This window comes from Pedobacter cryophilus (genome assembly GCF_005116455.1).
GTDB lineage: Bacteria > Bacteroidota > Bacteroidia > Sphingobacteriales > Sphingobacteriaceae > Pseudopedobacter > Pseudopedobacter cryophilum.
In genome coordinates this window covers 90,488-110,411 of the sequence record NZ_SWBP01000007.1, presented here as the reverse complement: position 1 = coordinate 110,411, position 19,924 = coordinate 90,488, and the positions used below count along the sequence as shown (strand labels likewise).

Below are 19,924 nucleotides of genomic sequence, written 5' to 3'. Positions count from 1 at the left end.
TAGATGAATTTATTAATCTTATTGTTTTTTCCTTTAGTTGGTTCATTAGCTTGTCTTCTGAATAAAAATTACGCTAAGCAAACTGCTTTAATTAGCGCTTTAATTACGCTAGGTTTAGCAATTGTGCTACTTTCTGATTTCAATGCAGATGCCAGCAGACAGTTTGTGGTAGATTTTGCTTGGATTCCTCAACTCGGCATTAATTTTAAAGCAGGTATAGATGGAATAAGCATGATCATGGTTTTATTAACCACAGGCTTAGTTCCCTTAATTATCCTTTCTGGCTTTAATAGAACATTCAAAAATCCTTCTGCCTTATTTGCTTTGATATTATTTATGCAATCGGGTTTATTGATTGTATTTACTGCTTTAGATGCTTTCTTGTTTTATGTAGGATGGGAAGCCGCTTTAATTCCAATTTATTTTATTTGTGCCATTTGGGGCGGTGCAGATCGTATCCGTGTAAATATGAAATTCTTTATTTACACTTTTTCAGGATCACTTTTTATGCTTTTAGGGATCATTTTCCTGCATTTACAAACTCCAGCAAATAACTACGATATTGATGCTTTTTATGCACTAAACCTAGATGCTAATACGCAAGGTTGGCTATTTTGGTGTTTCTTTATTGCTTTCGCGATAAAAATGCCAATTTTTCCTTTCCATACCTGGCAGCCAGATACTTATACGGAAGCACCTACTATGGGTACAATGCTTTTAGCAGGTATCATGTTAAAAATGGGTATTTACGGAGTGATTAGATGGTTAATTCCTGTTGTTCCATTAGGTTTTATAGAGTGGAAACAAGTCGCAATTATTTTATCAATTATCGGAATTGTATACGCTTCAATTATTGCGTTCACCCAAAAAGACATCAAAAAATTGATAGCTTATTCTTCCATTGCTCACGTAGGATTAATATCTGCTGGTATTTTTGCTTGGAATGTAGAAGGTGTACAAGGCGCCATGATTCAGATGTTAAATCATGGAATTAACGTAATTGGTTTGTTTTTTATCATTGATATCATCATCAACAGATTAAATACCAGAGAAATTTCTGCAATGGGTGGGATAGCCAAAGTGGCTCCTCAATTTGCAATCGCCTTTTTAATTATTTTATTAGGAACAGTAGCTTTACCATTAACCAATGGTTTTATTGGCGAGTTTTTATTGCTAAATGCAGTATATCAATATCAAATATGGGCCGCTGCAATTGCAGGTTTAACCATCATTTTTGGGGCGGTTTACATGTTAAGAATGTATAAAAATGTAATGCAAGGTCAATTAAATGAATTGACTGCTTCATTTAAAGATATAAAGGGAACAGAGATATTGGTGTTGAGCATCATTTGTGCCTTAGTCATTGTCATCGGAGTTTACCCAAAACCAATTCTTCATATTTCAGAAGCGGCAGTAAATGGGTTAATCAATCAGGTAAATAATAAATTAGCATTTTAATTAAAAGAATGAATTCTTTAATAGTTATATCAATTTTAGCCATTGTAGTTCTTTATTTAGGATTATATAAAGCAAAAAATGCATTGTTGCCAGTTACCATTATTGGTTTAATTGGAGCGCTTGTTTTAGCTATTATGGAATGGAATAGTGGTGCAACGGCTATTTTTAGCGGCATGATGCTGTTTGATAACTTTGCAGTTGCCTTCTCAGGTTTAACCATAGTTTCTACCATTCTTATTTTATTATTATCTAAGACTTATTTTGATAAAATCAGCTCTAACGTGGCTGAGTATTATACCATTATCCTTTTTGCTTTAACAGGAATTATTGTAATGGTTTCTTACCATAATCTAACCATGCTTTTTGTAGGGTTAGAGATCATGTCAGTAAGTTTATATATTTTAGCAGGGATAAAGAAAAGAGATTTTGCATCTAATGAAGCAGCCTTAAAGTACTTTTTAATGGGTGCTTTTTCTACCGGCTTTTTACTTTTTGGTATTGCATTAATTTATGGCTCATCTCATTCATTTGATCTTTCAGTGATCGCACAATATGTAATTGACAGACCAACCGGAATTGACCCTATGTTTTATGTAGGTATCGCCTTAATGATGGTTGGAATGTGTTTTAAGATTGGTGCCGCCCCATTCCATTTTTGGACTCCAGATGTTTATGAAGGTTCTCCAACATTAATTACCGCTTTTATGTCTACTGTGGTTAAAACTGCTGGCTTTGCAGCTTTCTTACGTTTGTTTGCTATTTGTTTTGCTCCTTTAGCAGAGTTTTGGATGCCAGCTTTATTAATCATTACAGTAATCACTTTGTTTGTTGGAAACATTACCGCCTTATATCAAACAAACTTTAAAAGGATGTTGGCTTTCTCTAGCATATCTCATGCTGGGTATATGCTTTTTGCTATTGTGGCCTTAGGCACTACTTCAGTAAATGCAGTTTTTGTTTACGCTTCAGCTTATTCTTTAGCCTCTATTATTGCGTTTGCAGTACTTATTATGGTGAAAGAGCAAACAGGAGGAGAGAATTTTGATAATTTTAATGGCTTAGGGAAAAGAAATCCATTTTTAGCTTTTGTTTTAACCGTAGCCATGCTTTCTTTAGCTGGTATCCCTTTAACTGCTGGTTTTGTAGGGAAGTTTTTTATGTTTTCTACAGCTTTGCAGCAATACCATATTTGGTTAATTATATTAGCTATTGTTAATGCAATAATTGGAATTTTCTATTACTTTAAGGTTATTGTTGCTATGTATTTTAAAGATGCAGAAAGAAAAGAATTAAGCACTTCAGGCTATTATACTTTTGTACTTGGAGTTTCAGCTGTTTTTAGCATTCTACTTGGAGTTTATCCATCTATTATTACTGATTTATTTTAACAACCCTCTGATTATGAAATTGCAATAATATTTGTAGTTTTATAATGAAACTATGCATGAATTCTGGGAGTACATCACCAAGCTGACCGATGCGCAGCAAATTATTCACAAAGGTGGGTTTTATCTCATTCTTTTTGTTGTATTTGCAGAGACTGGATTGTTTTTTGGGTTTTTCTTACCTGGAGATTATTTGCTGTTTTTGGCCGGAATGTTTGTAGCAACCGGAAAGTTAGATGTTGGCATCTTAGGCATGATTGTTGGCTTGATTCTGGTCGCAGTAGCGGGAAATTTTGTTGGATATTGGTTTGGTTATAAAACAGGACCAATGTTGTACAACAGAAAGGATTCTTTCTTTTTTAAGAAAAAATACTTAAAAGCAGCCGAACATTACTATAATAAACAAGGTGCTTTTGCTTTAATTATGGGCAGATTTGTGCCAATTGTACGCACATTTGCACCTATTTTTGCTGGGGTTGTAAAATTAGACATAAAACGATTTGCTTTTTATAACTTTGTAGGAGCAATTTTATGGATAACATCACTCACATTACTGGGTTATTTTTTAGGTAAAAGATTTGAAACAGAAATTAATGAATACCTTTTATACATTATTTTAGGTTTCATTTTAATTACTACCATCCCATTAATTACTGCATTTTTTAAAAGGAATTCGAATAACAAAGTTGATATAGAAAAAGTAGAAGATACAGAAAATGAATAACTTCCACCCATGGCACTCCATCTCACCAGGAGAAAACTCACCAGAGAGCGTTACTGCAATTATTGAAATCCCAAAAGGATCCAAAGCTAAATATGAAATAGATAAAGAAACTGGCTTATTAAGGCTAGATAGAATGCTTTTCTCCTCAGTAATGTACCCAGCTAATTACGGTTTTATTCCGCAAACTTATTGTGATGATCATGATCCTTTAGATATTTTAGTGTTATGTTCTGCAGATGTTTATCCAATGTCTATGATAGAGGCTAAAGTAATTGGTGTAATGCACATGGTTGATAATGGAGAGCAAGATGATAAGATTATAGCGGTAGCAAAAAACGATATGTCTGTAAATTATATTGAAGATTTAGCCGAATTGCCACCACATACCATGAAAGAAATTGTACGTTTCTTTCAAGATTATAAAGCTTTAGAAGAAAAAAATGTGACTATCGAGCATCTTTTAGGTAAACGATATGCATACAAAGTAATAGAAGAAAGTATAGAATTGTATAATTCTACTTTTCCAAAGTAATAATATAAAAAATGGACCCCCTTCCCCCAGTCAGTAGTTTTAATATTTTTTTAACCATATTCCTTGTTTTTCTAAACGGATTTTTTGTTGCAGCTGAGTTTGCAATAGTAAAAGTTAGAGGCTCTCAAATAGAAATAAAAGCAAAAACAGGGAGTAAAGTTGCTGGTGTTGCAAAGCACATGATAGCCCATTTAGATGGATATTTAGCCGCCACGCAGCTAGGGATTACCTTAGCATCACTTGGTTTGGGTTGGGTTGGTGAAGAGGTAATGTCTAATTTGGTTTTAAATATATTTAGTTTACTTTCTCTGCCAATTTCAGCAAGTTTAGCGGTAAGCTTAGGTCATATTTTAGCCTTCACTATTATTACTGTTTTACATATAGTTTTTGGTGAATTAGCTCCTAAAACATTAGCTATTCAAAAGCCAGTAGCTACCACCATGGCTATTGCTTTTCCCTTACAGTTTTTCTATATCGTATTTCGTCCGTTTATTTATGTGTTAAATGGTTTTGCAAATGTGATTTTAAAGTTATTAGGGGTAAATGCCGCCAACGCACACGAATCTATACACTCATCTGAAGAGCTGCAATACCTATTAGATCAAGGAAAAGAATCAGGTGCTTTAGACAAAGCGGAACATGAACTCATTAAAAATGTATTTGATTTTAATGAACGAGTGGTTAAAAATATTATGGTTCCCCGCACTAAAATTTCTGCCGTAGAACTGGGCTGTAAACAAGAAGAGTTATTAGATACCATAATTTCCGAAGGCTATTCAAGAGTTCCGGTTTATGATGAAACTATTGATAGAATAGTTGGAATTGTACATGCAAAAGATATTCTTTCACTTATTGTACGACATGAGAAATTTAATCTTAAAGACATCATTAGGAAACCCATGTTTGTTCCCGAATCTAAAAAGATTAATGATTTAATGGCCGAACTTAAGCTAAAGCGAATCCAAATTGCTATTGTTTTAGATGAATTTGGTGGAACTGCCGGTATGGTTACTTTAGAAGATATTGTAGAAGAATTGGTTGGTGAAATTCAGGATGAGTACGATGAAGAAAAAGCCATTGTAGAGAAAATTTCTGATAACGAATTTATAGTAACCGCATCAGCAACGGTTTATGATGTAAATGAATTTTTACCACATGATTTACCCGAAGATGAAGACTATGATACCGTTGTAGGGTTGTTGAGTGAAATTTTTGGTAAAATTCCTGAAGTTGGCGAAACTAAAGAATTTAATGGCTATACTTTTACCATCCTTAAAAAGATTGATCAAAATATAGAATCTGTTAAATTACAGTTACTATTACCAGATGAAGATATGGTAGATATCCACTAAAAATTGATATGCATTTATTCTACACTCCACATATTATAGGAGAAGCTTATCAGCTTGATGAAGAAGAAAGCAAACATTGCACTCGTGTTTTAAGACTAAAAATAGGAGATCAAGTTCATTTAATTGATGGAAAAGGCGGTTTTTTTTTAGCCGAGATCATAAGTGATCACCCCAAAAAGACCACGCTTAGAGTCATTTCTGTAGAAAGAGAATATTCAAAGCGAAACCATTATTTACATATCGCGGTAGCGCCAACAAAAAACATTGATAGGTTTGAGTGGTTTTTAGAGAAAGCTACAGAAATAGGGATTGATGAAATTACCCCAATCATTTGTGAACGATCAGAGCGAAAAGAAATCAAGACAGATCGATCTAATAAAATTATCACCTCTGCAGTTAAGCAATCTTTAAAAGCATATCATCCAAAATTAAATCATCAAATTACGTTTAAAGAGTTTGTTAAACAGGCTTTCGCCGATGTAAAATATATCGCTCATTGTGATGAAATGGATAAGCAATCCATTTCATCAGGCTTTATTCCACATCAAAATTATTTAATTTTGATAGGTCCCGAAGGTGATTTTTCTCCATCAGAAATAGAATATGCTTTGCAAAATGGATTTGTTCCCATAACTTTAGGCAGCAGCAGATTAAGAACAGAAACTGCGGCACTACAAGCATGCTTCGAAATCAATTATTTAAACCGATAGAAGATTTGAAAGGTGAGCGTTTTAAGTTAAAAGTTAAAAGTAGAAATTGGAAAGTTAAAGAGACTAGCTTTTTAATTGTCTTCTTTTGTCTTTGTTCCTTATTCTTTGTTCTGTCCTTCAAATCAGTTGAGACTTATAAAATTGCTAAATTAAAATATAATGGAGGTGGAGATTGGTACGCTAACAGAACAGCTTTGCCAAATCTCATCGATTTTTGTAATCAAAATTTAGGGACTCGTATAGCTAAAGAAGAAACTGTAGTTGAAGTAGGAAGTGCTGATTTGTTCAACTATCCCTTTGTTTATTTAACCGGCCACGGAAATGTGGTTTTCTCAGATCAAGAAGCTAAAAACTTGCGCCAATATTTAATAGGAGGAGGTTTTTTGCATATAGATGATAATTATGGTTTAGATAAATTTATCAGACCGCAAATGAAAAAAGTTTTTCCTGAGTTAGATTTTATTGAATTATCCCCACAGCATGCCATATTTAATCAGAAATTTAAATTCCCGGCGGGCTTACCAAAAATTCATGAACATGACGGAAAAAGACCACAAGCTTTTGCGTTAACCTATAAAGGTAAAGTAGTGTGCTTTTATACTTTCGAATGTGATTTAGGTAACGGATGGGAAGATTTTGGGACCTATCCAGAAGATACGCCTCAATCAAGAGAGAAAGCTTTGAAAATGGGCGCCAACTTATTGCAATTTGCATTAACTCAATAAAAAGATGTATAAAGTAAACATTAATGACTCTATAAATTTAGAAACCGAATATAAAGACGGCTTAGTCTTAATAAATGGAGATGCTGTAGAAATTGATATGGCAAGTATAACTCCAAGTAGGTTTCATATTATACATCAGCAAAAATCTTATTTGGCAGAATTAGTAGAAGTAGATTTTTCTCAAAAGAAAATGACCATTAAGGTGAATTCTAATAGATATGAGTTAGCCATTAAAGATCAATATGATGAATTATTAAAGAATTTGGGCTTAGATAATTTAAATACTACTAAAATTAAAGAGATTAAAGCTCCAATGCCTGGTTTGGTCCTTAAATTATTAGTAAAGGAGGGAGATGATATAAAAAAAGGAGACAATCTTTTTGTTTTAGAGGCCATGAAGATGGAAAACATGATAAAATCTCCTTCAGATGCAATTATTAAGAAGATTTTTATCAATCCTGGAGATAAAGTAGAAAAAAATCAGGTGATGATAGGTCTAGGTTAAATATTTTCACTATTTGGTCTGTTTTTATGAAAAAAGGACAAAAATATTGTTGTTTTTTTGCATCTATATAAATTATTATTACCTTCATTTTTTAAACAAAACAATTTTTTATGAAAAAATTATTACTAAGCTATGTAATTATGTGCTTTTTGATGGTTTCGGTGGCGTTTGCACAAAACGTTAACGTAACAGGAAAAGTTACATCAGCGGCAGACGGTTTGCCGCTACCAGGAGTTAGTGTTTCTGTAAAAGGTAACACCTCAGTTGGAACACAAACAGATGCTAATGGAAATTACAAATTATCAGTACCAGCTACTGCTAAAACTTTGGTTTTCCGTTACATTGGGTTTCTTCCTAAAGAAGCTTCTGTTGGAACAACAGTTAATATGCAATTATCAGAAGATCAAAAACTTTTATCTGAGGTAGTCGTAACTGGTTACGGTACTCAAAACAAAAGATCTATTGCAGGGTCTGTCTCAACCATTAAAGCAGAGGAATTTGCTCAGGTGCCAATTGCATCTTTTGACCAAGCTTTGCAAGGTAAAGCTCCTGGAATTTTAGTTCAATCTAATTCAGGTCAGCCAGGTGCAGCAGCTTCTATTCTTATCAGAGGTTCTGGTTCTATACAAGGAGGCAACACTCCATTGTATATTGTAGATGGTATTGAAATTACTGCAAATGATTTTTCAACATTAAACTCAGGTGATTTTGAAAGTATTGCAGTTTTAAAAGATGCAATTTCTACTTCTCAGTATGGTTCTAGAGGTTCTAATGGAGTAATTGTAATTACAACAAAAAAAGGTAAATCAGGAGCTACAAAATTAACATATGACGTTCAATACGGAGAATCAAATCTTCCGGCTAGTAAGTTGATTTTAATGAACACTCAGCAAAAATTAGATTACGAAATTGCAAATGGAAATCCTTACGGATGGTCAGCTGCAGATTTAGCTGCTCTAAGATTAATTGATACTGATTGGGAAGATGTTTTATACAGAACAGGTAAAACAGCTAATCATACAGTGAGTGCGTCAGGTGGAAATGAAAAAACTACTTTTTTCCTGTCAGGATCTTACTTTGATCAAACAGGTACTTTAGAAGCTACAGCTTTAGAACGTACTACAGGAAGAGCAAATATTGATAGCAAATCTGGTGATTTTAATTTCGGATTAACCTCTTCTTTTGGTTATTCTTTATTCACAAATACAGATGAGAACAACACAGGTATTGCCTCTCCATTAAATGCAGCTCGTTGGGCTAATCCTTACGAATCTCCTTTTGATGCTAACGGTAACTATACTGAAATTTATTCTGGTCAACCAAATGGCTTACAAGAATTGTTAGAAAACAGTCGTAATAGAAAACAATTTAAAGGTATTGGTAGTGTTTATTTATCTTACAATGCACCATTTTTAAAAGGATTAACTTTAAAAACTAACCTAGGAGGTGACTTTAGAAATAACGAAAATTCTCAGTTTACAGATCCAACAACAGCTACAGGTAGAGCACAAACGGGTGGCAAAGGAAGCTACAGCAGAAGTGGCGATCGTTACTTCAGATATACTGCTACTTCTTCAGTAAACTACAGTACAACCTTCAAAAAAGATCATACTTTTTCTGTTGGACTTTTTAATGAGATTGTAAAAAATAAAATTGCCAATTTTGGCTTCACTGGTTATGGTTTGGGTGGTGCATTTGAAAATGAAGCCGGTATAACCCCAGGTAATGCAACCAATGGATTTATTCCTGCAGTTACAGGAAATGGAAGTATAAATGCCCTATTATCTTATTTTGTAGATGCTAAATATTCTTTTAAAGACAGATATTTTTTACAAGGATCATTCCGTAGAGACGGTTCTTCAAGATTTGGAGCCAACAAGAAATTTGCAAACTTTGGATCTATCGGTGCAAGTTGGATAGTTTCAGACGAGGATTTTATGTCATCTCTTAAAAACAGTTTCCTTGATGAATTAAAATTCAAAGTAAGTTATGGTTCTGCAGGTAATCAATCTGGATTACTTAACTTTCAATCAAGAGAATTATATGGCAGATCTGTTTATAACGGAATAAGCGGGTTATTACAAACTCAATTAGCTAATCCAGAATTACAATGGGAAAGAAAAGCAACTTTCAATGCTGGCTTTGAGTTTTCTACCTTTAAAGGTCGTTTTAGTGGAGCTTTAGAATACTACAGCTCATTAACTAGTGATTTATTTCTTGATAGACAATTATCTAGAACAACAGGTTATCCTTCTTTAACTTCAAATATTGGAGAGTTACAAAATAATGGAGTTGAAGCTTCATTAAATGTAGATGTTCTTAGATCACAAAATTTTAACTGGTCTGTAAATGCTAGTTTAACTTACAACCAAAATAAGATTAAAAAATTAGTTGGTGATCAAACTGAAATTATTGGTGGGGGAGTTACTATTAATAGAATTGGTGAATCTATCAATTCATTGTTTCTTGTGCCAACAGCAGGTGTAAATCCCGCAAATGGAGCTCAACAATACCGTAAGATAGATGGAAGTATTACTGAAGAGTATGATGCAGATGACAGAGTAATTGTTGGAAGCACTCAAGTTCCTTACTTTGGTGGCTTTGGAACAACTTTATCCTATAAAGGATTATCATTGAATACATTTTTCAGTTTTGTAAGAGGTAATAAAATCTTCAATAATGATAAAAGTAACGTTCTTAATCCAGGATACTATTATGATAATTTAGCGGTAGAAAATTTAAGAGAGTGGCGTAACCCAGGAGATATTACAGATGTACCCGCATTTGATGATGTTTATGAAGATGGAACAACTCGTTTTGTAGAATCTGGAAATTTCTTAAGATTAAGAAATGCAACCCTTTCATATTCACTTCCTAAATCATTTTTACAAAAAGCTAAAATTGATAATGTGAAATTATTTATTCAAGGACAAAATATTTATACATGGCATAAGTTTCAAGGATATGATCCTGAAATATCTACCGGTATAAATAACGGAGCTCAATATCCTGCATTGAGAACCTTTACCCTAGGTTTAAACTTTGGACTATAATTTAAATTATTGAATTATTAATATTAATATAAACAAAATGAGATTTAATAAGATAATTACAGTTAGCGCACTCACCTTATCGATGATGTTCGCGGCATGTAGCGATGTCATAGACGTTGAGCCAGAGTTTCAGAAAGATGGCTCCCAAATTTTTACAAATTTAAATGATTACGATTTTGCCTTAACAGGTGCCTACGCATTGTTTAGACAAGTTGGTTACTTTGGTAGTGGAGGCCAAACAACAAGTACTTGGGCTAACCTTCCTGATATGATGGGAGATAATTTAGTACAAACAGGTGAAGATTTAGCCAATTGGCAACCACAAACTAATTGGGTTTTTAGTACAGCTGAATCTGATGTTATCATAGCTTGGACCGCTGCCTATTCAGTTATTGCCCAAGCTAACCTAACTTTAAGAGGTTTAGATGCCTTTTCTTCTGAAGATGCTGCTAGAACTAATAGAATTAGGGGACAAGCATTAGCAATTAGAGCAATGGCTCATTTTGATTTACTTCGTTTTTGGGCTGAAGAATACGATAGAAATTCTACAAAATTAGGTATTCCTTATATTGAAACTGTAGATATAGAATTGAAACCAGCCAGATTAACTGTTAAAGGAAGTTGGGATAAAATATTTGCAGATATGCTTGCCGCAGAAACAGCTCTTGCAGCAGTTACTGGAATTAATACCGCAACTAACAAGTCAAACCTTGACGTGAATGCAATAAGAGGTTTATTGGCAAGAATGTATTTATATTCTAAAGAATATGCAACCGCAGAAAGTTATGCAACTACAGTTATTACTGCAGTTCCTTTAGCGTCTAAAGCTAATTTCCCTGGTATTTGGAAAGATGCTTCTGTAGCTGAAGTTTTATGGTCAGTTTCTTTTAACGCTGGTGAAGGATCTCCAGCAGCAGGCGTTCATTTAGCGTCCTCAAACCGTAATAGATTTCGTCCTGCAGCGGCATTAGAGGCAACTTATGATCAAACTAATGATGTAAGATTTGCTCCTTATTTTGCAACTAGAAATTCTGCTGGAGGAACTCCAAGAAGAATTATCAATAAATTTTATGGTCGTCTTACTGCTAATGATAACCTTGTAAATTGGAAAGCTTTAAGAACAGGAGAACTCTATTTAATTAGAGCAGAAGCCAGAGCAAGACAAGGCGGCGCTAAAGAAGTTTTAGGATTAGCTGATTTAAATGCTTTAAGAGATGCTAGAATTACAGGTTATACCCCAGCTTTATTAGTTGGAACAGCCTTGTTAGATGCTATTGAATTAGAAAGAAGAAAAGAGTTAGTAGGTGAAGGTCATAGATGGTTTGATTTAAAGAGAACATCTAAAACCATTGCAAGAACTGAAAGAGCTTTAACTTCTACAGCTTTAAATTTAGCTTCTACCTCAAAATACTGGACTTGGCCAATACCACAATTAGAAATTGATGCTAATCCAGCAATTAGCACTCAACAATCAACAGGTTGGTAATATTTAAGTAATTTAATTTTTAATAAGGGCTGCAAAGTAAATTTGTAGCCCTTATTTTTTGCTTTAATTGCAACAGCCCGAGTAAAATAAACTTGATGGCAGCGGCAGCTCCCCAATTTTTATTTGGGGACTATAGTGTACAGCAAGACTATCTTTTTTTAGCAACCATAACAGTACCTTTTCTAGAATTATTTATTTTTTCTTTGCAGAAAGGCTTTTTGTTTTAGCAATAAATTATACTTTGCCCTCCATTTTATTTTCTGCAATTTTGTCTTCCCGCAATGATTAAGAAAGAAACCATAGATCGTATTTTAGAAACTGCCCGAGTAGAAGAGGTGGTGGGTGATTTTGTGCATCTAAAAAAGCGGGGAACAAGCATGATTGGTTTATGTCCTTTTCATGGAGAAAAGTCGCCTTCATTTCATGTGTCTCCTTCAAAAGGGATTTTTAAATGCTTTGGTTGTGGCAAAGGCGGAGACTCGGTTAGGTTTATTATGGAACACGAAAAATACTCGTATCCAGAAGCTTTAAAGTACGTTGCCAGAAAATATAATATTGAGGTTGAAGAAACAGAAGTTACGCCAGAGTATCAGGCAGAGGTAGATAGGAGAGAGAGTTTATACATTGTTTCTAATTATGCGGCCAAATTTTTTGCCAATAAAATGTGGAATAGTGAAGCGGGCAAAACTATCGGACTAAGCTATTTTAAGGAGCGTGGTTTTAGAGAAGACATTATAAAGAAATTTGAATTAGGCTTTTCGCCCGATGATTGGAATGCTTTACTAGATGCTGCTGTTGCCGATGGATTTAAACAAGAATTTTTAGAGGAAACTGGCTTAGTCATCAAAAATGATTTAGGCCGAATATACGATAGATTTAGAGGGCGGGTGATGTTTCCCATCCATAATTTTACAGGTAGGATTATTGGTTTTGGAGGCCGGACTTTAAAAACAGATAAAGCAGTTCCTAAATATGTAAACTCTCCAGAAAGTGATATTTACCATAAATCTAGTGTGCTTTACGGGCTTTTTCAGGCAAAGAAAGCCATAAGAGATTTTGACAATTGTTACTTGGTAGAAGGTTATGCCGATGTTTTATCTGTGCAGCAAGCCGGCGTAGAAAACGTAGTGGCTTCATCTGGGACTTCTTTAACGGTTGAACAAATAAGATTAATTGGTCGTTTCACCAAAAGTGTAACCATTTTATATGATGGTGATGCTGCCGGAATTAAAGCTTCTTTAAGAGGTTTAGATATGATTTTGGAGGAAGGATTGGATGTGAAAATAGTCCTTTTCCCTGATGGCCATGATCCGGATTCATATATCCAACAATTAGGAGCTGATACTTTTAAAACCCATGTAGAAAAAAACAAGAAGGATTTTATCTTCTTTAAAACCGAGATTCTTTTAAAAGACGCAGGAAAAGATCCTATAAAAAGAGCTGGCGTGATAAGGGAAGTGGTAGAAAGTATTGCTAAAATTCCCGATGCCATTAAAGCTTCTGTTTTTTTAAGAGAGTGTAGCAACTTGCTGCAAATGGAAGAGCGAATTCTGATTTCTGAGCTCAATAAAATGAAGCTTGGAAAAGCTAAAAAGGACAGCCAAAATCAGCAAGCCAAGTTTCAACCGCAACCCCAACAGCAAAGTCATGATGATTATCCAATTGAAGCTTTTGTTGATGCATTTGTGGAGGAGCAGGTTATACCAGCTGATGAATTTCAAGAGCGAGACATGATTAGGGTTTTATTAACCTACGGAGATAAAATGGTGAATTGGGATGAAATGACCGATACTTATATTGGGCCATATATTATTACCAATTTAAGTGATGTAAGCTTTAGCAATGTTCTTTATGCTAAAGTCATTCAACATTATCATGATGAGTTAGAGAACGGAAAATTACCGACTGAAAAAGATTTTATTCAACATCCCGATGCGGAGATTGCAAATATGGCGGTTTCTATGATTTCATCTCCTTATCATTTAAGTGAGAATTGGTATCTGATGCACAACATTACCGTACCAGATGAAACCGAAAGATTAAAAGGAACCGTAATGGGCGCTATTTTTCATTTGAAAAAGAAAAAAATTGCCAGCATGATTACCACCAAACAAAAAGCCATTCAGGAAGAAGCAGATGTGGATAATGTTACCATTTTGATGAAAGAATATTTGCAGCTAAAAGAGGTAGAAAAATATATTTCTAACTATTTAGGCTCAGTAATTATCAAATAAATGGCAACGCATAACGATGATGGTAAAAAAGGAGAAGCCATTGCAAAAGCTTTTTTAGAGGCCAAAGGCTTTGAGATTTTAGATGAAAACTGGACGTTTGGCAAAGCCGAAGTTGATATTATTGCCTACCACAATAAAACCATCATTTTTGTAGAAGTTAAAGCCCGTTCGGGAAATTATTTTGGTGACCCAGAAGAATTTGTAGATCAAAAAAAGCAGCAACTATTAACAGATGCCGCCGAAGAATATGTTTATTTAGTAGATCATAAAGGCGAAATGAGGTTCGATATCATATCCATTTTATTTAAAAAAGGATTTGAAACCTATCAAATTAACCACATTGAAGACGCCTTTTGGAATTATTAATTTCTTTAAACCACTGTTGCCGTAATGGTGTTCCCCGAAATTGTTGTGGTATAAATTTTTAACGTTCTAGTACTCCCTTGTGAATTTTGTGGACCTTGAGTAACTGTTCCACTACTGGTATATTCAGCTTGGTGAAGTTGGCATTGAATCTTACTTTGGTTGTTTAACCAACGTAATTGCCCACTTTGATGAGGGCACAAAGCTTCTGTAGCTACAAAAGAAGCACTAGTGTTTCCTGCTGATAATCTAAAGAAAAGCACTCCATTCATGGTAGTTTGGTCGCCTATATTAGCCAGCTTACTTGGGATATCTATACTTACCGTATTACCAGTGCCTGGATTTGGAGATGGTGTTGGCGTAGTATTATTTGGTGTAGAAGTATCATCGCCACCACAAGCACTTAAACAAGCGCCACCGCAAACCATTGCAACTCCCAAACCTAAAGATTTTAAAAATTCATGACGTTCCATTTTTATTGATTTTATGGTAAAAAGAAATAGTATTAATTAGGTTAATTCATATTAAATAACGCAAATACAACAGGTATGGTTTTTTTTAAATCTTTTAAAAATTAAGTTCTTAAGTATTTTAAAATTAGGGGCCTGTTTTTTCTGCAAAACGTTTTAATCATCTGTTTCACAATCTTATTTACTAATTTAATGAATAGGAATGGTTTTTAAAATTCGTATTAATACTGTCTTTCTTTTACTTTAGCCAATAAGCTTTTAAATTAGAAGATTATTATCTATAAGATCAAAAAATGACAACTAAAAACACATATAGAATTGTAGCCATTTGCTTTCTCTCTTTATTTATTGCTTGCAAGCAAAAGAGTAACTCCAATTCTACAAGTTCTTTTATCAGCCCAGAAAGTGGAGAAATAGTAAAATCAGGGCAACCTATTTCACTTCGACTTTCCTTTACAGACGGATTGGTAGATTCTATCCAATATTTTGTAGATACTTCAAAAGTTGAAACCATTTTAGATACTACTGCTTTTCAACTGAAAACAGAAAACTATTCGTTGGGTAGCAGGTTAATTACTGCAAAAATATTTAGAAAAGGAATATCAGAAGAAGTCACAGCCAACATTATAATAGTGAGTTCTAAAAAGCCAGATCAATATGGTTATCAAATCATCAAAACTTTTCCTCATTCCGTTACATCATATACCCAAGGATTAGAATATCACGATGGTGTTTTTTACGAAAGCGACGGCGAAGCTAATTACTCAAGTTTAAGAAAAGTAGCTTTAGATGGTACAGTATTAAAGCAGCAAGACATTGATCAATATTTTGCGGAGGGAATGACTGTTATTGCTAATAAAATTATTCAGTTAACCTATACAGAAAAAGTGATTTTTGAATATGATAGAGCTACTTTTAAATTATTAAAAACTATTCCTTATAACCATGCCGAAGAAGGCTGGGGATTAGCTTTTGACGGAGAAACCGTTTACAATACAGATGGAACTAATCGTATTTTTTTATTAGATAAAAACACGTATTTACCTACCGGGATGATAGAGGTTTATGATGATAAAGGACCGGTTAGTCAGCTTAATGAATTAGAGTGGGTAGAGGGTAAATTATATGCTAATATTTATCAATCAGAGTTGGTGGCTATCATCAATCCTAAAACAGGCGAAGTAGAAGCCTATATTAATTTGATAGGCTTGCCAAAAGGCCCGGTTGATGATGAAGGCAATAATGTTTTAAACGGCATTGCCTATGATAAAGCGGGTAAAAGATTATTTGTAACGGGTAAAAAGTGGGATAAACTTTTCCAAATAGAATTGGTAAAGCAATAAGTTCAATTACCACTTTCTAAAAATTCCAAAATTATAATTGAGCGCACTCAATACATTTTTGCCAAATAGGGCAGAAGCAACGGCTCCGCTTAAGCCAATTTTCTTATTTAATAAATAGTTCAACTCTAAAGCTGGGGATAAAAATTCGACATTGTTTGCAAACAGATTGCCTTGATTGCTTAAAGTAGAACCATTTTTTAATGATTTTATTCCGCTTAGTTTAAAAACAGGAGTAAAACTTTTAAATGGAAAGCCAATTTCAAAACCATACCTCAACTCGTCTGAAAAATCTTTTGTTCTATTATTAAAGCCAGAATATGCAGAAACGTAAATAGGTTTAGGATAAAAAGAATGACTAGCGTCTACTCTTATCATTTGGTTAAACTCGCCATCTCCAGTTTGCAAAATGCCTGTTTCTCCGCCATTGGTTTTGCCAAAAGGTAATCCTAAAATCAGGCTGGTACTCCATACAATTGATTTTTTTTGAGCAAAACCAAATTTTAAGCCAATATCTGTGTCTCCAATGGCATTCAGCTCATCACCCGGAATTGTTTTGCCACTTTGTTTGTATTGAATGGCATTTAAGCTCTGATTTACAAAAACAGGAAAATTAATTAAGCCAGTAAGGTTTTTGTTGATACCAAATTCACCATAAAAACCGGTTGCATATTGGTTAATAGTAGTAATACTTACTTTGCTTCCATTTGGCGCATAATATTTAGAAGAACTCACTATGTTTTGGTTGATTTTTAAATAGCCATTACCTTTGCCTTGTGACCAACCTTGAGCAAATAAATTAAAAGGAAGTAAAAGTAGCGCTCCAAATTTTAAAGTAGTTTTCATCTTATTTCAATTCAGCAAATCCAAAACTCACACTTGCAGGTTTGCAAAGTATCACCACATATTTGTAATCTGTTAAAGTCACATTAGCTTTTGCCATGCTAACATTAAAGCTTTTAGCGCCGTTAGCTCTAATTTCTCCTAAATCTAAACCTGTTGATCTTACCACAGAGCCATTAGTAGAGTTGGCTAAATAAACAAAAGTTCCTAAGGCAAAACTGGTTTCAAAATCGCTTCCTAATTCTAAAATAACCTCGTTGTTTATATTTTTAAGTATTACAGTACCAACCGCTTTATACCCACCTGCTGATACAAAAGTTCCATTTAGAGAATTACTTCCAACTGTAAAATCTATGCTGTTACTTTTTACACCGTCAATTTTAGCATGTATACCAGCAATCCCATTTGCTAAAGCGGTTACTTCTCCGTTGGCATTTACTTTTAAAATAGATGCGTTTTCAGAAAACCACTCTGTCTTTATCCCGGTAACAGTTTGTCCATTAATGTTTTGAGCGGTTATGGTAAGATTAATTTGCTCATTTAGGTTTAGGTTAGATTTAGATGAACTGATAATGACTTTGGCAATTGCGTTGTCTGTGGCTACAACATTTACATCTACAGCAGGACCAATAAAGTTTTGATATTGTGGGAAAACCTGAGCGCTACCCGCTTTTAAGGCAGTTATTTTTCCATCCTGATTTACAGTTACATTTTGTGGTTGAGTAGATGCCCAGATGAAAGGAACAGTTTTTTCTACACCATATTCGTCAAAATATTTTGCTTTAACGGTTGTTTCTTCGTTTACTCTTAAAATAGCTTGGTTTTTATCGAGCTGTATTTTTGGCGCTACAATCGGATCATCCAAAACATCTGTTCCTTGGCAAGCGGTTAAAGCCAAAGTGATAAATATTAAAACGATTTGAAGTAGTTGAATTTTTCGCATAACATTCGGTTTTTGAATGCTTTGTCGTAGCGAAAAAAAAAGCCTTACAAATTTTGCAAGGCTTTTTGCTTCAAAGAGTGAAGCTGCATTTTTCATCGGGACTAAAATGCCCACTCCACTTTCAACTCATCCCTATCTCCACTCTTTATACAAATTAATTAATCCGTTGGTAGAGCTGTCATGAGCGGTAATTTGATCATCAGCGGTTAGTTCTGGTAAAATTTTTCCGGCCAATTGCTTGCCTAATTCAACACCCCATTGGTCAAAACTGTAAATATTCCAAATTACGCCTTGTACAAAAATCTTGTGCTCATACATGGCAATTAAAGAACCTAAAACTTTTGGAGTGATTTTTTTAACCATAATAGAATTGGTTGGTCTGTTTCCTTCAAAAACCTTAAACGGAGCAATTTTACTGATCTCTTCTGGTGTTTTTCCTTTTAATTCGGCAACCACTTCCTCTTCTGTTTTGCCATTCATTAAGGCTTCTGTTTGGGCGAAAAAGTTAGACAATAACATTTTATGATGTTCGCCTAGCGGGTTGTGAGATTGAGCAGGAGCAATAAAATCACAAGGAATTAATTTTGTTCCTTGGTGAATTAATTGGTAAAAAGCATGTTGCCCATTGGTTCCAGGTTCGCCCCAAATTACAGGTCCGGTTTGGTAAAGTACAGTTTCTCCGTTTCTATCCACATGTTTACCGTTACTTTCCATATCTCCTTGTTGAAAATAGGCTGCAAAACGATGCATGTATTGGTCGTATGGTAAAATAGCTTCTGTTTCAGCTTCAAAAAAATTGTTGTACCAAATGCCTAAAAGGGCAAGAATTACAGGTATGTTATGTTCAAACTCGGTATCCTTAAAATGATTGTCCATTTCATGTGCACCGGTCAATAATTCTTCAAAATTTTCAAACCCTATAGAAAGAGCAATAGGCAATCCTATGGCACTCCATAAAGAGTATCTTCCGCCAACCCAATCCCAAAAGCCAAACATATTGTTGGTGTCAATTCCAAACTTGCTCACCCCTTCTGCATTGGTAGATAAGGCAGCAAAATGCTTAGCTACATCTGCATCTTTTGCGCCACTTTTCAAAAACCAATCTCTCGCAGAAAGCGCATTAGTCATGGTTTCTTGAGTTGTAAAAGTTTTAGAGGCAATTAAAAATAAAGTAGTTTCGGGATCAACCTTTTTTAAAGTTTCGGCAATGTGAGTGCCATCAACGTTAGAAACAAAATGTAAGGTCAAATGATTTTTGTAGGCTTTTAAAGCTTCGGTTACCATTACCGGGCCCAAATCCGAACCACCAATTCCCACATTTACCACTGTGGTGATACTTTTGCCGGTGTATCCTTTCCATGAACCAGAAATAATAGCTTCAGAAAATTTCTTCATCTTATCTAAAACTTCATTCACATCAGGCATTACATCTTTTCCTTCAAAAAGAACAGGAGCATTGCTTCTATTTCTTAATGCGGTGTGTAAAACGGCTCGGTCTTCGGTTTCGTTAATTTTTTCGCCATTAAACATGGCATTAATCGCGTTTCCTAAATCACATTCTTTAGCTAATTGCATCAACAAAGCCATGGTTTGATCGTCAATTCTGTTTTTAGAATAATCAAGAAAAATATCGTTAAACAAAACAGAGAATTTTTTAAAACGATCTTCATCTTTTTTGAAAAGCTCTTTTAAATCTATCTCGGTCATCTCTACAAAATGATCAATTAGATATTCGTAAGCCTGTGTTTGCGTAAAGTTTATTTTAGATAACATAATAGCCTGTTTTTTTGGTAAAGATAAA

General features: G+C 34.3%; 17 protein-coding genes. 13 read left to right on the top strand and 4 right to left on the bottom strand.

Annotation, left to right across the window (positions count from 1 at the left end):
• Positions 1-3: 3 nt before the first annotated feature.
• The 12 genes from FA046_RS15955 to FA046_RS15900 all read left to right on the top strand — a co-directional run bounded on the left by FA046_RS15955 (position 4) and on the right by FA046_RS15900 (position 14,530).
• On the top strand, positions 4-1,458 hold the full coding sequence (locus FA046_RS15955; RefSeq protein WP_136827538.1) for a complex I subunit 4 family protein: 1,455 nt from the start codon (positions 4-6) through the stop codon (positions 1,456-1,458).
• A gap of 8 nt (positions 1,459-1,466) precedes the next feature.
• Positions 1,467-2,846 carry an NADH-quinone oxidoreductase subunit N gene (locus tag FA046_RS15950; RefSeq protein WP_136827537.1) on the top strand — a complete coding sequence of 460 codons (1,380 nt, stop codon included), beginning with the start codon at positions 1,467-1,469 and terminating at the stop codon, positions 2,844-2,846.
• A gap of 52 nt (positions 2,847-2,898) precedes the next feature.
• On the top strand, positions 2,899-3,567 hold the full coding sequence (locus tag FA046_RS15945) for a DedA family protein (protein WP_136827536.1): 669 nt from the start codon (positions 2,899-2,901) through the stop codon (positions 3,565-3,567).
• Positions 3,560-4,099, top strand: coding sequence for an inorganic diphosphatase (locus tag FA046_RS15940; protein WP_136827535.1), 540 nt, complete (start codon positions 3,560-3,562; stop codon positions 4,097-4,099). The genes FA046_RS15945 and FA046_RS15940 overlap by 8 nt, the downstream gene beginning before the upstream one ends.
• Before the next feature lie 11 nt (positions 4,100-4,110).
• On the top strand, positions 4,111-5,451 hold the full coding sequence (locus FA046_RS15935; protein ID WP_136827534.1) for a hemolysin family protein: 1,341 nt from the start codon (positions 4,111-4,113) through the stop codon (positions 5,449-5,451).
• Positions 5,452-5,459: 8 nt separating this feature from the next.
• Positions 5,460-6,161, top strand: coding sequence for a 16S rRNA (uracil(1498)-N(3))-methyltransferase (locus FA046_RS15930; RefSeq protein WP_136827533.1), 702 nt, complete (start codon positions 5,460-5,462; stop codon positions 6,159-6,161).
• Positions 6,131-6,886 (top strand): DUF4159 domain-containing protein, encoded by a 756-nt coding sequence (locus tag FA046_RS15925; protein ID WP_136827532.1) that lies wholly within the window; start codon positions 6,131-6,133, stop codon positions 6,884-6,886. The genes FA046_RS15930 and FA046_RS15925 overlap by 31 nt, the downstream gene beginning before the upstream one ends.
• Before the next feature lie 4 nt (positions 6,887-6,890).
• Complete coding sequence (locus tag FA046_RS15920; RefSeq protein WP_136827531.1) at positions 6,891-7,391, top strand: biotin/lipoyl-containing protein; 501 nt, start codon at positions 6,891-6,893, stop codon at positions 7,389-7,391.
• 110 nt (positions 7,392-7,501) lie between these two features.
• Positions 7,502-10,444 carry a SusC/RagA family TonB-linked outer membrane protein gene (locus FA046_RS15915; RefSeq protein ID WP_136827530.1) on the top strand — a complete coding sequence of 981 codons (2,943 nt, stop codon included), beginning with the start codon at positions 7,502-7,504 and terminating at the stop codon, positions 10,442-10,444.
• A gap of 37 nt (positions 10,445-10,481) precedes the next feature.
• Positions 10,482-11,930 carry a RagB/SusD family nutrient uptake outer membrane protein gene (locus FA046_RS15910; protein ID WP_136827529.1) on the top strand — a complete coding sequence of 483 codons (1,449 nt, stop codon included), beginning with the start codon at positions 10,482-10,484 and terminating at the stop codon, positions 11,928-11,930.
• 281 nt (positions 11,931-12,211) lie between these two features.
• Positions 12,212-14,164 (top strand): DNA primase, encoded by a 1,953-nt coding sequence (gene dnaG / locus FA046_RS15905; RefSeq protein WP_136827528.1) that lies wholly within the window; start codon positions 12,212-12,214, stop codon positions 14,162-14,164.
• A complete protein-coding gene (locus FA046_RS15900; RefSeq protein ID WP_136827527.1) occupies positions 14,165-14,530 on the top strand; it encodes a YraN family protein in 366 nt (121 codons plus the stop codon).
• 5 nt (positions 14,531-14,535) lie between these two features.
• Here the strand turns inward: FA046_RS15900 and FA046_RS15895 are convergent, their stop codons facing one another.
• The gene (locus tag FA046_RS15895; RefSeq protein ID WP_136827526.1) at positions 14,536-15,000 is read right to left on the bottom strand and encodes a QcrA and Rieske domain-containing protein; all 465 of its coding nucleotides are present in this window, start codon (positions 14,998-15,000) and stop codon (positions 14,536-14,538) included.
• A gap of 290 nt (positions 15,001-15,290) precedes the next feature.
• Between FA046_RS15895 and FA046_RS15890 the strand changes: the two genes are divergently transcribed.
• The gene (locus FA046_RS15890; RefSeq protein ID WP_136827525.1) at positions 15,291-16,340 is read left to right on the top strand and encodes a glutaminyl-peptide cyclotransferase; all 1,050 of its coding nucleotides are present in this window, start codon (positions 15,291-15,293) and stop codon (positions 16,338-16,340) included.
• 6 nt (positions 16,341-16,346) lie between these two features.
• Here FA046_RS15890 and FA046_RS15885 read toward each other — a convergent pair whose 3' ends face one another.
• From FA046_RS15885 to pgi, 3 genes are all read right to left on the bottom strand, one after another.
• The gene (locus FA046_RS15885) at positions 16,347-17,183 is read right to left on the bottom strand and encodes a hypothetical protein (protein WP_136827524.1); all 837 of its coding nucleotides are present in this window, start codon (positions 17,181-17,183) and stop codon (positions 16,347-16,349) included.
• Between the two features lies 1 nt (position 17,184).
• Positions 17,185-18,123, bottom strand: a complete 939-nt coding sequence (locus FA046_RS15880) for a DM13 domain-containing protein (RefSeq protein ID WP_169303396.1) — start codon at positions 18,121-18,123, stop codon at positions 17,185-17,187.
• A gap of 132 nt (positions 18,124-18,255) precedes the next feature.
• Positions 18,256-19,896, bottom strand: a complete 1,641-nt coding sequence (gene pgi / locus FA046_RS15875) for a glucose-6-phosphate isomerase (protein WP_136827522.1) — start codon at positions 19,894-19,896, stop codon at positions 18,256-18,258.
• Positions 19,897-19,924: the final 28 nt, after the last annotated feature.

What these genes read in the sequence shown, in the direction of transcription:
- FA046_RS15955 (WP_136827538.1), top strand. Translation starts at nt 4, where the DNA reads ATGAATTTATTAATCTTATTGTTTTTTCCTTTAGTTGGTTCATTAGCT.
- FA046_RS15950 (WP_136827537.1), top strand. Translation starts at nt 1,467, where the DNA reads ATGAATTCTTTAATAGTTATATCAATTTTAGCCATTGTAGTTCTTTAT.
- FA046_RS15945 (WP_136827536.1), top strand. Translation starts at nt 2,899, where the DNA reads ATGCATGAATTCTGGGAGTACATCACCAAGCTGACCGATGCGCAGCAA.
- FA046_RS15940 (WP_136827535.1), top strand. Translation starts at nt 3,560, where the DNA reads ATGAATAACTTCCACCCATGGCACTCCATCTCACCAGGAGAAAACTCA.
- FA046_RS15935 (WP_136827534.1), top strand. Translation starts at nt 4,111, where the DNA reads ATGGACCCCCTTCCCCCAGTCAGTAGTTTTAATATTTTTTTAACCATA.
- FA046_RS15930 (WP_136827533.1), top strand. Translation starts at nt 5,460, where the DNA reads ATGCATTTATTCTACACTCCACATATTATAGGAGAAGCTTATCAGCTT.
- FA046_RS15925 (WP_136827532.1), top strand. Translation starts at nt 6,131, where the DNA reads ATGCTTCGAAATCAATTATTTAAACCGATAGAAGATTTGAAAGGTGAG.
- FA046_RS15920 (WP_136827531.1), top strand. Translation starts at nt 6,891, where the DNA reads ATGTATAAAGTAAACATTAATGACTCTATAAATTTAGAAACCGAATAT.
- FA046_RS15915 (WP_136827530.1), top strand. Translation starts at nt 7,502, where the DNA reads ATGAAAAAATTATTACTAAGCTATGTAATTATGTGCTTTTTGATGGTT.
- FA046_RS15910 (WP_136827529.1), top strand. Translation starts at nt 10,482, where the DNA reads ATGAGATTTAATAAGATAATTACAGTTAGCGCACTCACCTTATCGATG.
- dnaG (WP_136827528.1), top strand. Translation starts at nt 12,212, where the DNA reads ATGATTAAGAAAGAAACCATAGATCGTATTTTAGAAACTGCCCGAGTA.
- FA046_RS15900 (WP_136827527.1), top strand. Translation starts at nt 14,165, where the DNA reads ATGGCAACGCATAACGATGATGGTAAAAAAGGAGAAGCCATTGCAAAA.
- FA046_RS15895 (WP_136827526.1), bottom strand. Translation starts at nt 15,000, where the DNA reads ATGGAACGTCATGAATTTTTAAAATCTTTAGGTTTGGGAGTTGCAATG.
- FA046_RS15890 (WP_136827525.1), top strand. Translation starts at nt 15,291, where the DNA reads ATGACAACTAAAAACACATATAGAATTGTAGCCATTTGCTTTCTCTCT.
- FA046_RS15885 (WP_136827524.1), bottom strand. Translation starts at nt 17,183, where the DNA reads ATGAAAACTACTTTAAAATTTGGAGCGCTACTTTTACTTCCTTTTAAT.
- FA046_RS15880 (WP_169303396.1), bottom strand. Translation starts at nt 18,123, where the DNA reads ATGCGAAAAATTCAACTACTTCAAATCGTTTTAATATTTATCACTTTG.
- pgi (WP_136827522.1), bottom strand. Translation starts at nt 19,896, where the DNA reads ATGTTATCTAAAATAAACTTTACGCAAACACAGGCTTACGAATATCTA.